The following is a 14,054-nucleotide window of genomic DNA, read 5'->3' on the forward strand; positions in this document are numbered from 1 at the left end:
CCCGCCCGCCCGGAGCGGGCACCCGCCCGAGCGGGCACCCGCCCGGTGGGAAGCGCCGACGAGCAGCCCTCCTACGAGCGAGATGCCGCCATGCCCCCGAAGGAACACCCCGAACCCCACCCGGCCCCCCGCCCCTCGTCGGGCCCCGGGCGCCACCTGCTGCCCGCCGGCCCGCGGACCCTCGGCATCCTGACCGACCTCATCGGGAAGGAGCAGCCGATCTTCGCGATGCCCTCCTGGTTCGTCACCACCGAATCCGCCCAGGCGGGCCACCTCATCAGCGAGTTCGTCAGGGAGCTGGGCGGCCGACCGCCCGGCACCGACTTCCGCAGCTTCTTCGCCAACTCGCGCTACGAGGCCCTGCACGGCGCGGTCAAACTACTGCGCCACCGGGCGGCGGCGACCGCCTCAGCCCACCGCGGCCGCGTCCTGGTCCTGGACCCGGACGGCACCCTGGCCCGGCGCGCCGACCCCCTCGGAGAGGGACCCGAGCGGGCCCTCGTCCCCGGGCTCGTGGCGTACACCACGCTCCGTGAACTGTCCGCCGCCCTGCCCGGAACCGCCCTGCCCGGAACCGCCCTGTGCGGCCTCGTCGTGCGCCGCCCGGAACTGCTCGACGCCGAAGGACTCGCCGAGCTCGTCGCCCTGGCCGCCGCGGCCAGGGCCGCCGGTGCGCGGATCGCCGTCGACCTCTGCGACATCGACCCGGGCCGCCAGAGCGACGCCGCCGTCACCGCCCTGCGGCCCGACCTCGTCGTCCTCGGTGAATCCCTCACCGGCTACGAGGTCCCCTTCGGCGCCTTCACCGGCAGCCACGACATGTTCGCCCCGTGGAGCACCCCGCAGGCCGCCTTCCTGCATTCCAACACCTACGGCGGCAACACCGTCGCGATGCGCGCCGTCATCGGCCGGCTGTTGCCGCGCTGGGACGCAAACGCCCCGGTGCACCGGGCCCTCGCCGCGGCCGCCGACGACCGCCAGCGCACGCTCGACCTCTACGCCCGGCACGTCAACCCCATGACGGTACGCATGCACCGCAAGCTGCGCGGAGCGCTCAACGTCGTGCGGGCCAAGGGGTCCCGGCTCACCGTCCGGCTCGATTCCGGCCGCACCCTGGAGCTGGTCGACGGGCTCTGCGGGGCGGGCCTCGGAGTGGCGGGCCACAGCCCCGCCGACGCGCTCACCGAGGTGGTGCGCAGCCACGATCCGGCCCGCGACCACGTCGGCGAACTGGAGCGGGTACTGGCCGCGGAGACCGGACTGCCCCGCACGTTCCCCGCGGTCAGCGGTGCCTCGGCCGTGGAGAGCGCGTTCACCCTGGCCCGGCTCGCCCGCCCCCACCAGAGGCGGATCATCGTCTTCCGGCACAACTACGGCGGCAAGACCCTCGTCTCGCTCCTGGCGACCGCGGCCGACCGGACCCGGGCGCCGTTCGGGCCGCTCTACGAGGACATCCGCTACATCGACCCCTTCACCCCGCACGCGGTCGACGAGTTCCGCGCGGCAACCGCCGACGGCGAGGTCGCGCTGGTCTGGATCGAGCTGGTCCACGGCAGCTCCGACGCCTACGCCCCGATCCCCGCCGACCTCCTGGAGGCGGTCACCGAGGGCCGCACCGCACAGGGCTATCTCGTCGGCGTCGACGAGGTGCTGACCTCCTACTACCGCTGCGGCACCCGTTTCGCCCACCACGGCCGGCTGCCGTCCGTCGACCTGATGAGCCTGTCCAAGGCGCTCAGCTACGGATGCTTCCCCACCGGCGCGGCCCTCGTCTCCGAAGCCGTGTACGAAGCCGCCCGCGCGGCCCATCCCCAGCTGGTCGGGGAACTGCGCGGCCAGCACGCCCACGGGCTCGGCGCCCACTTCGCCCTGCACGCCATCGCCCAGGTCGACGCGCTCGGGCTCGACGACCGCGTCCGGACCCTGTCCGAGGTGGTGCGCTCGGGCCTCGCCGCCATGGACACCGGCCCGGGGGGCGTCGTCGGCCGCCGCTTCAGCGAAGGGCTGCTCGGGCGCTTCGAACCCAGGGTGCCAGGACCGCTCGGCCGGTTCGTGGACCCGCAGGGCGAGCTCATGACCTACGCCCTGATCCTCTGGTGGATCACACGCGCCAGGGCGTTCGTCGTCTACGACGTCTTCCTCCTGCCGCTGAACGCCACCGAGCGCGAGATCCGCCACGTGATGCGAGGGGCCCGCCGACTGTCCAGGACCGGACCCCTGCGGCTCCTGGCCCAGGTGGCGCGCTTCCACCTCGGCGAGAGGCTGCGCCAGGCGCTGAGCCCCGGGCCGCGCCGGGCACGGAAACCCGAGCCCGCAACCCGAAGGAGTACGACATGAGCCACGACAACGTGGAAGTGGTGCGCCGCTTCTTCCAGCTGTTCGAGGAGGGCCGGCTGGCCGACATCGAACCGCTGCTCGCCCCGGACTTCGAATGGGTCTATTACGGCCCCCGATCCCTGCCCTGGGCGGGCACCTACAGCGGAGTCACCGGCTTCCGGGAGTTCTTCGCCATCGTCCGCGAACTGATCCAGGTGCAGGAGTGCCAGGCGTACGACTACCTCGACGCCGGGGACCGGGTCGTCGTGCTCGGCTTCAGCCGGACCCGCGTCCTCGCCAACGACGCCCGCTACGAGGCCCCATGGATGAACGTCTTCACCGTCCGCGACGGCCTGATCTCCCGGTACCTCGACCTCTTCGACACCGCCAGCGTCGTCGAAGCCCTGACCCGGCCGCGGGAGGTGACACCGGCGCCGTGAAGACTCCCGCCACCACCCCCCTGGGCGCCGCCTTCACCGCCGTCGCGCGCGCCCACCCGCACCGCACCGCGCTCGTCCACCGCGACCTGCGGATCAGCTACGGCGAACTGGCCGGCCGGGCCGGCGCGGTTGCCGCCCGGCTCGCCGCACGGATCGGACCCGGGGAGCTCGTCGGGATCCACGCCCGGCGCTCGCCCGAAACGATCGCCGCCCTCCTCGGCACCGTGCTGGCCGGGGGCGCGTACCTGCCCCTGGACCCGCAAGCCCCCGAGCGCCGGACGCGGGCCCTGGTCGAGGACAGCGGTGTCCGCACGGTGTTTGCGGACCGCCACGACCTGACCGCCCTGCGCGCCGCGCTCCCGGCCCGGGTGGACGTTCTGCCGCTCGACGACGCCGTCTCCGGGCCCGTTGCGGACGCGCTGCCGCAGCCCGGCCCCAACGGGACAGACGCCCTCGCCTACGTCATCCATACCTCGGGCAGCACCGGCCGGCCCAAGGGCGTCCAGGTCGGACACGATGCGGTCCTCGCACTGGCCCACGCACCCGAGGCGGGCCTGCGGCCCGACGACGTCGTGCTGCAGCTCGCCCCGCTCCACGTGGACCCCTCCGTCTTCGAGATCTGGGGGGCGCTGCTCAACGGCGCCCGCCTCGTACTGCCCGAGACGGACCGGCCCGGCGTGTACGAGATCGGCCGGGAGGCCGTGCGGCACGGCGTGACCGTGCTGCGGCTGGCCGCGCCCCTGTTCCGGCTCGCCATGGAGTACATAACCGCCGACCTGCGCGGGCTGCGCCTGTGCGTCTGCGGCGGGGACCGTCCCGGGACGGAGGCGATGCGGACGGCGCTGCGGGAGCTTCCCGGCTGCCGCGTCGTCAACGGGTACGGGCCGACCGAGACGACCGTCTACGCCTGCTGGCAGGTGCTGGACGGGCCGGAACAGTACGACGACGGCTGGCCGGACGTCCCGATCGGGCGGCCCTTCGCCGGAGCCACCGTCCATGTGCTGCGCCCCGACCGCACACCTGCCGCACCGGGCGAGGAGGGCGAGCTGTGCATCGGCGGCACCGGCGTGGCCCGTGGCTACCTGGGACAGCCCGAGCTCACCGCCGAACGCTTCATCCCGGAGCCCGGCCGGCCCGGCCGCACGGCCTACCTCACCGGGGACCGGGTCCGGCAGCTGCCGGACGGCAACCTCGCCTTCCTCGGGCGGTCCGACGACCAGGTGAAGATCCGCGGCCACCGGGTCGAACCCGCCGAAACGGAAGCGGCCCTGCTGGCTCACCCGGCCGTCCGCGAAGCGGTCGTGGTGCCCTACGGTGCGGGCACCGGGTCGCGCCGGTTGGCGGCCTTCGTGGTTCTGGCACCCGGGCACCGGGCCCCGCACGCGGAACTCACCGCCCACGCCCTTCGGTTGCTTCCCGCGCCCGCCGTGCCTTCGCGGGTGACCGTACTGCCGGAGCTGCCGGTGACGGCGAACGGCAAGGCGGACCGGCGCCGGCTCGCAGAGCGGGCCGAACGCGCCGCAGTTCCCGCCCCGCACGGCTGCGGCCACGACTCCGGTCCGCAGCAGGAGGCCGACGGCCGAAGCGCCGGTGAACGCGCCGTCGCCGCCCACTGGGAGGCCGTACTGGGGCAGCCGCCGCCGGACCTGGACACCGACTTCTTCGCCGCGGGGGGCGACTCGCTCACCGCCATGGCCGTCCTCGCCCGGCTGGAGCGCGGCCGGGGGGCCGCGCCGGCCATCGCCGACTTCCTGGAGGCACCGACCGTCCGCGGCCTGGCCGCCCTCGTGGACGCGGCCGCCACCGGCCCGGCCCCCGCCTCCCGCCCGGCGGCGGCCCCCGTCGATGCCACCGGCGCCACGAGTGCGCCGGACCCGGGCCGCATCCCCCTGCTCCCCGGCCAGCAGGGCATCTGGTTCGAGCAGCAGGCCGCACCGGGCGAGCGCTACACGATCCCCCGCACCTTCCTGGTTCGCGGCCCGCTGCGGGTGGGGTCCCTGCGGACCGCGCTGACCCGGCTGGCAGAGCGGCAGAGCGCCCTGCGCACGGCCATCCGGCAGGACGGCGAAGGCTGGTGGCAAACCCTCACGGCGGACCCGGGCGCAGCCCTGCGCCACGTCGACCTCACACGGACGCCGGTGGACGGGCGCGAAGAGCGGGCCAGGTCCCTCGTCCGCGAGCAGACGCAGACCGATCCGGGCACCGGGCACGTGGCACTCGTCCGCACCCTCGTGATCACCCTCGGCCCCGACCGTACCGTCGTGCACTTCGACATCCACCACACCGTCGCGGACGACTGGTCCCTCGACATCTTCCTCACCGAACTCTCCGCCCTGTACCGGGCGACCGCGACCGCGACGGCCACCGCCGCCCTCCCGCCCCTCCGGCTGCGGTACGCCGACCACCTGCGCCGGGCGCTGCGGCCGCGGCCCGAGCGCGTCGCCGCCGCACGGGACTTCTGGCGGGGCGCCCTCGACGGCGGGGCCGCCGCCATCGGCCTCGTCACCGACTTCCCGCGGCCCGCCGTGCTCAGCGGCTCCGGCGACCGGGTCCGACTGCGGATCGCAGCGGACCAGGCCGCCCGGCAGGGCGCCGCGGCCCGCCGGCACGGCGTGAGCCCGTACATGTTCTGCCTGGCCGGTGTGTACACCGTGCTCGCGGCGCACGCCGAACGGGACGTGCTCTGCCTCGGCACCCTGGCCACAGGGCGCGACCGCGCCGGTACGCACGACCTCATCGGCTATTTCGCCAACCTGCTGCCGGTGCGGATCGAGGCGACCGCAGACACGCCCGTCCCGGAACTGCTGGCGCGGATCAGGGCCGCCTGCGTCCTGGCCCTGCGCCACCAGGAGGTACCCCTCCAGTCCGTGGTACGGGAGCTGGACTCGCCCACGGCGGCGCGCCCGGCCGTCCCGTTCCAGGCGGTCGTCAACTACCAGCCGCGGCAGCCGCGTTCCCTGGAACCGGGAGACGCCGAGGCGGATCCCTGGCCGTCCGGCGACCGGAGCACCGCGAAGTTCGAACTGGCCTTCCATTTCCAGGAGGCCGGGGACGGGCTCGACCTGGAGGTCGAGTTCAGCACGGACCTCTACAGCCGGGCAACCGTCGAGCGGCTCGCCGCCCAGCTGGCAGCGGTCTTGCAACGCCTGGTGGACGCGCCGGCACTGCGCGACGCGGAGCTGTTCGAACCGGGTGAGCGCGAGCGGCTGCTCGCCGTCCCGGAAACGGTGGCGGCATCCACCGGCCCGGACGCCACCCTGCACGCGCTCGTCGCCCGGCAGGCCGCGGCCCACCCCGGCAAGACCGCCGTGATCGGCGCCGACATCACCCTCACCTACCGCGAACTCGACCGACTCAGCGACGCCGTGGCCGCCCGGCTCGCCGGGTACGGCATCCGGGCCGGTGACCGCGTCGCGGTCTGCCTCGACCGCTCACCCCGGCTGATCACGGCCATCCTCGGCGTGCTCAAGACCGGAGCGGCATACGTCCCGCTCGACCCGGCCTACCCGGCGCAGCGCCTGCGGCACACCACCGAGGACGCGCAGGTCCGCGCGCTGGTGTCCGCCAAGGAGATCTCCGACGCCCTGTTCCCGCCGGCCGCAGGAGGGGCGCCGGGCCCGCCGGTCCTGGACATCGACGCGCTCACCGTCCCGGCGGACGAGGACGGCCCGCCCGCCCGCGGCCCCGGCCCGGACGCCGGGACGGCGTCGCCCGGCGATCCGGCGTACATCATCTACACGTCCGGGAGCACCGGCCGTCCGCGCGGCGTGGTCGTCTCCCACCGCGCGGTCGCCAACACCCTGTACGGAAGCCTCGCCCGCCACCCCTTCACACCCGACGACGTCTGGCTGCAGCTCACCTCACCCGGCTTCGACGTGGCGGCCTTCGAGCAGTTCATGCCGCTCGTGTCCGGCGCCACCCTGGTGTACGCGGACGACGCCACCCGCGGCGACGGTCCGGCCCTCACCCGCCGCCTGCGCGCCGCCGGGGTGACCGTCATGGTCACCGTCCCCTCCCTGCTGCGCGCCCTGGACCGCCCCGATCTGGCCGGCGTGCGCGTCCTGCTCGTGGCGGGTGAACCGGCGGACGTCCACGACACCCGGCACTTCGCCCGGGACCGTGTGGTGATCAACGGCTACGGCCCGACCGAGGCGGCGATCCTCGCCACCACCCACCGGGCCGATCCGGACGACCGGAGCGCGCGGGTCCCCGTCGGCCGCCCCCTGCCCGGGACGAGTACGCACATCGTGGACCGTCACGGCCGCCTCGCCGCCACCGGCGTACCCGGCGAACTGTGGCTGGGCGGAGCCGGGCTGGGGGAGGGGTACTGGAAGGATCCCGAGCTGAGCGCCCGCCTCTTCACCGCCCTGCCCGCCACCGCCCTGCCCGCCACCGCCCTGCCCGCCACCGCCCTGCCCACCACTGCGCTGCCCGCCACCGCTGTGCCTGCCACCGCCGTGCCCGCGACCGGCCCCGTTGCGACCGGCCCCGCTACGACCGGCCGAGCCGGCCGCTTCTACCGGACCGGCGACCGGGTGCGCCGGCTGCCCGACGGGAGCATCGACTACCTCGGACGGCTCGACGGTCAGATCAAGCTCCGCGGATTTCGCATCGAGCTCGGCGAGATCGAGGCCGCGCTGGCGGAGCACCCGGCGGTCCGGGCGGCCGCTGCCGTCCTGCTCGGGTCCGGAGCCGATGCCGACCTGGCCGTCGGCTACCTCGGCCGGGCCACCGAGCGCGAGGCACGTGAGCACCTCCTGCGGCTGCTGCCGGCCCACATGGTGCCCCGCCTGATCGTCCCCGTGGCGGCCATCCCCACCAGCAGCCACGGCAAGGCGGACCGCCGGGCGCTCGCCGGGCTGCTGGCCGCCCACCGGCAACCGCCGTCGCCCCCCTCCGGCGCGCCCTCCGACGCGGCGGCCGGAGCCGGCCCTGCCGAGCGACGGCTGCTCACCCTGTGGCACGAGGTGCTGGGCCGCCGACCGGACTCCCCGGACGACGACTTCTTCGCACTCGGCGGCCATTCGCTGCGCGTCATCCGGCTGCTCGGCCGGATCGAGCGCGAGTACGGAACCCGGATCCCCGTCCACGACTTCCTGGCGGCCCCGACCGTACGAGCGGTGGCCCGCCGACTCGGCGAGGCCGGCCAGGACGGGTCCCGCCCGGCGAGCGCGGTGGCGGGACCGGAGCACGCACGGCTCGACCCCGACGTCGTCTTCACCGGCCGGCCCGCCCCCGCGCGGCCGCACGACACGGTCCTGCTCACCGGCGCCACCGGATTCGTGGGCGCCCACGTCCTGCAGGAACTGCTGGAGCGCACCCGCGGCACGGTCCTGTGCCTGGTGCGGGCCGCGTCCCCCGATGCGGCCCGCCGGCGCATCGCCACGGCGGTCCGCCGCTACGGACTGCGCTGCGACCCGTCCGACCCGCGCATCACGCCGGTGCCCGGCGACCTGGCCCTGCCGGGGCTGGGCCTGACCGGCACCCGGTGGGAACGGACGGTCCGGGAGGCACGGGCCGTCTTCCACCTGGGCGCGGAGGTCCACCACGTCTCCGGCTTCCAGCACCTCGCGGCGGCCAACGTCCAGGGCACCGCCGAACTGCTCCGGATCGCGGCGGCCGGCCGGGCCGCCCGCTTCCACCACATATCCACCCTCGGCGTGTTCAAGGACGACGCCGCAGGGCCGCGCACCATCACCGAGGCCACCGGCACCGAAGGTGAAAGGCACCCGCTCGGCCGCGGCTACGCGGCGGCCAAGTGGGCGGCCGAACAACTCGTCGCCCAGGCAGTCGGACGCGGCGCCGACGCCCACGTCTACCGTCTGGGCCGGGCCGGGGGAAGCACCGCGGGAGTGATCAGCCCCGATGACTTCCTCACACGCCTGCTGACCAGTTCCGCCGCGCTCGGCTGCTACCCGGACGACCCCCGGCTCGCCACCGACGCGCTGCCGGTCGACACCATGGCCCGAGCCGTCGTGGCGCTGGCCCTGGCCGGCCACGGGGCGGGCACCGGCCAGCGGACGGCCACCGTCCACCGGGCGCGCACCGGCCCCGGGCCGGGCACCGTCCACCACATCCACCACCCCCGGCGGACCGGCCTCGGCGCGCTCCTGTCCGTACGCGACCGGCAGACCGGCGCGACGACCGTACCCGTAGGCCTCGCCACCTGGCTGCGCCGCCTGACGGACGCCGAGGACGCCGGCACCGCCCTGCCCGCCCTCGCCTACCGCGAACACCTGCGGGAGCTGAGCGACAACCCGGCCGCGGGCCGTCTTGACCACCGCAACGACGCCACCATGGCCGCCTTGCGGCCCCTCGGCGTCATCCCGCCCGACCTCGACGACGCACTCGTGGGGCGCTGGTGGGAGTACCTCGACCGGAGCACCCGTGACGACTGAACCGACCGCACCGCACTACCCCATGGACAGGCAGTGCCCCTTCGCCCCGCCCCAGGAGGTCACTCGCGTCCGCGACGCCGGGGAGGTGCCGCGCGTGGCGCTCTGGAACGGAGTGCGGCCCTGGCTCTTCACCCGCTTCGACGACGCCCGCACCGTCCTGTCCGACCCGCGCTTCAGCGCCGACAAGAGCCGCCCCGGCTATCCCCTCTCCAGCGCCGTGGCACTGGCCGAGACCGCCGTGGAACCGACCCTGCTCGTCATGGACAACCCCCGGCACGACGCCGTACGCCGCCTGGTGCTCGGCGAGTTCACCGTCAAGCGGGCCGAGTCCTGGCGCCCCGCCGTGCGGGCGGTCGTCGGCAACCTCATCGACCGGATGCTCCGGGGCTCCGGGGCGGAGCTGGTGTCCGACCTCGCACTGCCCGTGGCCCTCACCGTCATCTGTGAGTTCCTCGGCGTGCCGTTCGAAGACCGCGAGGTCTTCCGCGGCCTCACGCACACCATGAACGTCGTCGCCGGCACCACCGAGAGCGCCGCCGAGGCCCGCCAGTGCCTCCAGGACTACCTGGAGCGCCTGGTCTCCCTACGGGAGAAGGACCCACAGGACGACTTCATCAGCCGCATGGCCGTCCGGCACCTGCCCACCGGAGAGATGAGCCGCCCCCAGCTCGCCGCGATGGCCCTGCTGCTGCTCACCGCGGGCCACGACACGACCGCCAACATGATCGCCCTCGGCGTACTCACCCTGCTGCGCCATCCGCGGCACTTCGCCGCGCTCGGCGCGGGCGACGACCCCGCACTGCTCGCCGACACCGTCGAGGAGATGCTGCGCCATCTCACCGTCGTCCAGCGCGGCATCCGCCGGATAGCCGTCGAGGACGTGGAGGTCGGCGGCCACCCGGTCCGGGCCGGGGAGGGGGTCGTCGCCGCCGTCAACGTCGCCAACCGAGACCCCCGCCGCTTCCCCTCCGGGCAGGCGTTCGATCCCACGGTGCGCGCCCACGGGCACCTCGCCTTCGGGTACGGCCCCCACCAGTGCCTGGGGCAGTCACTGGCCCGCGTCGAACTCCAGGAGGTGTACGCCGCGCTCGCCCGCCGGATTCCCACGCTGCGCACCACGCTGCCCGTCGAGGAGATCCGCTTCAAGTCCGACATGGCGGTCTACGGCGTCCACGCCCTGCCCGTGACCTGGTGATTCCCTCCCCGCCCCCTCCGAAGGAGCAGACCGTGAAGGTCACCCTCGAACCCGAGCGCTGCGTCGGCGCCGGCCACTGCGTCCTGTCCGCACCCCAGGTCTTCGACCAGGACGAGACCGACGGCGTCGTCCTGCTGCTCGACGCGGACCCGGACGCGGCCCTCGCGGACGCCGTCCACGAGGCCGCCGACCTCTGTCCCGCGCAGGCGATTCTCGTGGGCCCGGCGGACGGACTGCCGGCATGACCGCGGCCCTGCTGGACGCGCTGCGATCAGCCGTCGGCCCCGCCGCCCTGCTCACCGGCCCCGCCGCGACCGGCGGATACGCCCACGACATGATGCCCCTCGCGCCGTACGGGCAGCCGCTGGCGGCCGTCCTGCCCGCCGACACCGCCCAGGTCCAGGCCTGCGTACGCGCCTGCGCCGACGCCGCAGTCCCCATCGTGCCGCGCGGCGCGGGAACCGGGCTGACCGGCGCCGCCAACGCCGTCGACGGCTGCGTCGTCCTCGTCACCACCCGGATGAACCGGATCCTGGAACTCGACGCGGACAACCGGCTCGCGGTCGTCGAGCCCGGTGTGGTCAACCAGGACCTGCGGACGGTCGCGGCTGCCCGCGGCCTGTTCTACCCGCCCGACCCGTCCAGCCTCGACACATGCACCCTGGGCGGGAACCTCGCCACCAACGCGGGCGGCCTGTGCTGTGGCAAGTACGGGGTCACCGCTGACTACGTACTCGGACTGGAAGCGGTCCTCGCCGACGGGTCACTGCTGCGGACGGGCCGCCGTACCGTCAAGGGCGTCGCCGGCTACGACCTCACCCGGCTCCTCGTCGGCAGCGAAGGCACCCTGGGCATCATCACGCGGGCCACCCTCGCCCTGCGCCCGCTGCCGGCCGCGCCCGGCACCGTCGTCGCCGCCTTCGACTCCGTGGAGAAGGCGGGGGACAGCGTCAACAGGGTGGTCCGGGCGGGCCTCATCCCCTCCCTCCTGGAAATCATGGACGCGACCTCCCTGCGCGCCTCGGCCGACTACCTCGGCACCGAGGTGCCGGGCGACGGCGACCAGGCGCTCCTGCTGTGCCAGTCCGACGCGGGCGGCGAGCAGGGCGCACGGGAACTGGAGCTGCTGGACTCGCTGTTCCGGCAATCCGGGGCCGCCTCCACGTACACCACGAGCGACCCCGCCGAGGGCGGCCTGCTGCTGCGCGCCCGCCGGGTGTCCCTGACCGCCCTCGAAGCCCGGGGCGCCTGTCTGACCGAGGACGTGGCGGTACCCCGCACCCGGATCGCCGAACTGATCGCGGGCTGCGCCGGGATCGGAGACGAGACGGGTCTGGCCGTCGCCGTCGTGGGACACGCGGGCGACGGGAACATGCACCCCACCGTGCTCTACGACCAGGCCTCGCCCGACGAGTACACCCGGGCGCGCGAGGCGTTCGACGCGATCCTGGCCCTGGCCCTCGCCCTCGGCGGCACCATCACCGGCGAACACGGGGTGGGCAAGCTCAAACAGCACTGGTTGGAGCGGGAAATGGGCCCGGTGGCCCTGCGGGTCCACCGCCAGGTCAAGGACGCGCTCGACCCGGCAGGTCTCTTCAACCCGGGCAGCATGTTCGCCCGGAGGGAAGACGGCCGGGGCAGGCCGTGATCACCGAGACCCGGCGGGCACTGGCCGGGCTGGCCGCCCCCCTGCGCACGCTCTTCCTCACCGTCCTGATCTTCCGCGCCGGAACCATGGCGTACCCGTTCCTCGCCCCCCACCTCCTCCTCTCCGGCGGCGTCGACGCGACCGCGGCCGGTATGACCGTCGCCGGCTTCGGCGTCGGCGCGCTCGCCGCCGACCTGGCCGCCGGCCCGCTCCTGATCCGCTGGCGCCCGCACTCACTGATGCTGAGCGGCTTCCTGCTGAACGCCGCCGTGCTCGCCTGCGTCCCGGCGCTCCACGGGCGGGCCGCCCTGGCGGCGGCCGTGCTCGTCTGGGGCTTCGCCTACGAGATCGTCACACCCGCCGCGTACTCGGCCACCATCGCGGCGACCCGGCCCGAAGAGCGCAAGGTCGCCTTCGCCTGCTACCGGCTCGCCGTCAACCTCGGCACTGCCGTCGGCCCCATGATCGGCGCCCTCGTCTTCGCCGCCGACCCGGACGCGGTGTTCTGGGTCAATGCCCTGTGCGTCCTCGCCGCCACCGGACACCTCTACACCCACCGCGGACGGCCGCCCGCGCCGGACACAGCCGGCGCGCCGCGCCCGCGCTCGGCCCGTCCGCGGGCCACGAGAGCCGAACGCACGCGGTTCTGGACCGTATTCGGGCTCTCCCTGCCCATCCAGCTCGCCTACGCACTGCCGTCCGTCTTCGTCAGCACCTACGTGATCGTCGGGCTCGGCCTGCCCGGATACTGGGCCGGCGTCGTCTTCACCGTCAACGCCGTCGTCATCGTCCTGTTCGAAGTCCCGCTCAACGTCCGCATGGCCCGCGTCGGCAGCCTGCCGACGTTGCTGACCGGATACACCCTGGCGGGCGCAGGCTTCCTGCTCATGGCCCGAGCCGGATCCGGGCCCACCCTGGTCCTCGCCACCCTCGTCTGGACCGCCGGAGAGATCGTCGTCTTCCCCGGACTGCTCGGCTACGTCAGCCGGCTCTCCGGCCCCGCCGCCGACCGGAACATGAGCCTGTTCTCCGGCGGCGTCAACGTGGCCTTCATCCTGGCGCCCCAACTGGCCCTGCTGCTGTCCGGCCCCGGCCACGCGGGCGCGCCGTGGGCCGTCGCCGGAGCCGCCGTCTGCGCGGCGGGCCTGCTGCTCGTGGCCGCCCGCACCCACCCGTACGCCTGGCACAAGGAGGAACCATGCACAAGCGCGACCTGACCCCCTTCATGGGGGTCGAATACAGCGGCCTGACCCACACCGACCTGGACCGCCCCGAGGTCTTCGCGGACCTCGTCGACGCCCTCCACCAGCGCGACCTCGTCGTCGTCCGCGGCATCGACCTGACCCCGCCCCAGCAGATCGCGCTGGCCTCCCGGTTCGGCAGCCCGGTGCCCTTCCTGCTCGCGGACTGGCGCCACCCCGAATTCGCCGAGATCCTCGTCTCCTCCAACGAACACCGCGGCGGCCGGCCCGTCGGCATCGAACGCGTGGGCCACTTCTGGCACCAGGACTCGTCCTTCAACGCCCGGCCTCCCGCCTACACGGTGCTCCACGGTGTCAACGTGCCGCAGGACTGCGGCCACACCCACTTCGCCGGCGCCGCCGATGTGTACGACCGGCTGCCCGCCGCGTGGAAGGCCCGGCTCGAAGGCCTCACCGGGGTGCACACCCTCACCAAGCAGCAGCGCATCGGCCCCGAGCACGTGGGCCTGTCCGTCGCGGAGGCGCAGGCCCTCATCGCGCGGCAGCATCCCGCCGTCGAACACCCCGTCGTCCGCCGGGACCCGCACACCGGCCGCCGCTACCTCTACGCGGCCCGCGCGTACATGGAGCGCGTCAGCGGCCTCGACGCCAACGAGAACGAGGCGTTCTTCGACCTCGTCGACAACCTCCTGCGGGATCCGGCGCACACCTACACCCACCGCTGGACCCCGAACGACCTGCTGCTGTGGAAGACCGCCACGACCTACCACGTGGCAACCGATCTGGCCCCCGGCGTCTCCCGGACCGTGCACCGGATCAGCGTCGCCGCCGCATGACACTTCGCCCGCACGTCCC

General features: G+C 74.4%; 8 protein-coding genes. All 8 read left to right on the forward strand.

Going from position 1 to position 14,054, the window contains the following annotated elements; all coding sequences use genetic code 11:
• The first annotated feature begins 90 nt into the window (after positions 1-90).
• The 8 genes from AMK16_RS25660 to AMK16_RS25695 are packed head-to-tail and all read left to right on the forward strand — an operon-like array spanning position 91 to position 14,035.
• Positions 91-2,337 carry an aminotransferase class III-fold pyridoxal phosphate-dependent enzyme gene (locus tag AMK16_RS25660; protein ID WP_143196869.1) on the forward strand — a complete coding sequence of 749 codons (2,247 nt, stop codon included), beginning with the start codon at positions 91-93 and terminating at the stop codon, positions 2,335-2,337.
• Positions 2,334-2,756 (forward strand): nuclear transport factor 2 family protein, encoded by a 423-nt coding sequence (locus AMK16_RS25665; RefSeq protein ID WP_073919721.1) that lies wholly within the window; start codon positions 2,334-2,336, stop codon positions 2,754-2,756. The genes AMK16_RS25660 and AMK16_RS25665 overlap by 4 nt, the downstream gene beginning before the upstream one ends.
• Entirely contained in the window at positions 2,753-9,154 is a 6,402-nt protein-coding gene (locus AMK16_RS25670; protein WP_073919722.1) for a non-ribosomal peptide synthetase, read from the forward strand. The genes AMK16_RS25665 and AMK16_RS25670 overlap by 4 nt, the downstream gene beginning before the upstream one ends.
• Positions 9,144-10,349 carry a cytochrome P450 gene (locus AMK16_RS25675; RefSeq protein ID WP_242438905.1) on the forward strand — a complete coding sequence of 402 codons (1,206 nt, stop codon included), beginning with the start codon at positions 9,144-9,146 and terminating at the stop codon, positions 10,347-10,349. The genes AMK16_RS25670 and AMK16_RS25675 overlap by 11 nt, the downstream gene beginning before the upstream one ends.
• Positions 10,350-10,381: 32 nt before the next feature.
• The gene (locus AMK16_RS25680; RefSeq protein ID WP_073919724.1) at positions 10,382-10,594 is read left to right on the forward strand and encodes a ferredoxin; all 213 of its coding nucleotides are present in this window, start codon (positions 10,382-10,384) and stop codon (positions 10,592-10,594) included.
• On the forward strand, positions 10,591-11,997 hold the full coding sequence (locus AMK16_RS25685) for an FAD-binding oxidoreductase (RefSeq protein ID WP_073919725.1): 1,407 nt from the start codon (positions 10,591-10,593) through the stop codon (positions 11,995-11,997). The genes AMK16_RS25680 and AMK16_RS25685 overlap by 4 nt, the downstream gene beginning before the upstream one ends.
• The gene (locus AMK16_RS25690; RefSeq protein ID WP_073919726.1) at positions 11,994-13,214 is read left to right on the forward strand and encodes an MFS transporter; all 1,221 of its coding nucleotides are present in this window, start codon (positions 11,994-11,996) and stop codon (positions 13,212-13,214) included. The genes AMK16_RS25685 and AMK16_RS25690 overlap by 4 nt, the downstream gene beginning before the upstream one ends.
• Positions 13,196-14,035, forward strand: coding sequence for a TauD/TfdA dioxygenase family protein (locus tag AMK16_RS25695; protein ID WP_073919727.1), 840 nt, complete (start codon positions 13,196-13,198; stop codon positions 14,033-14,035). The genes AMK16_RS25690 and AMK16_RS25695 overlap by 19 nt, the downstream gene beginning before the upstream one ends.
• The last annotated feature ends 19 nt before the right edge of the window (positions 14,036-14,054 follow it).

This window comes from Streptomyces sp. CB00455 (assembly GCF_001905445.1).
GTDB lineage: Bacteria > Actinomycetota > Actinomycetes > Streptomycetales > Streptomycetaceae > Streptomyces.

Coding starts and splice junctions, on each gene's coding strand:
- AMK16_RS25660 (WP_143196869.1), top strand. CDS start 91: ATGCCCCCGAAGGAACACCCCGAACCCCACCCGGCCCCCCGCCCCTCG.
- AMK16_RS25665 (WP_073919721.1), top strand. CDS start 2,334: ATGAGCCACGACAACGTGGAAGTGGTGCGCCGCTTCTTCCAGCTGTTC.
- AMK16_RS25695 (WP_073919727.1), top strand. CDS start 13,196: ATGCACAAGCGCGACCTGACCCCCTTCATGGGGGTCGAATACAGCGGC.
- AMK16_RS25685 (WP_073919725.1), top strand. CDS start 10,591: ATGACCGCGGCCCTGCTGGACGCGCTGCGATCAGCCGTCGGCCCCGCC.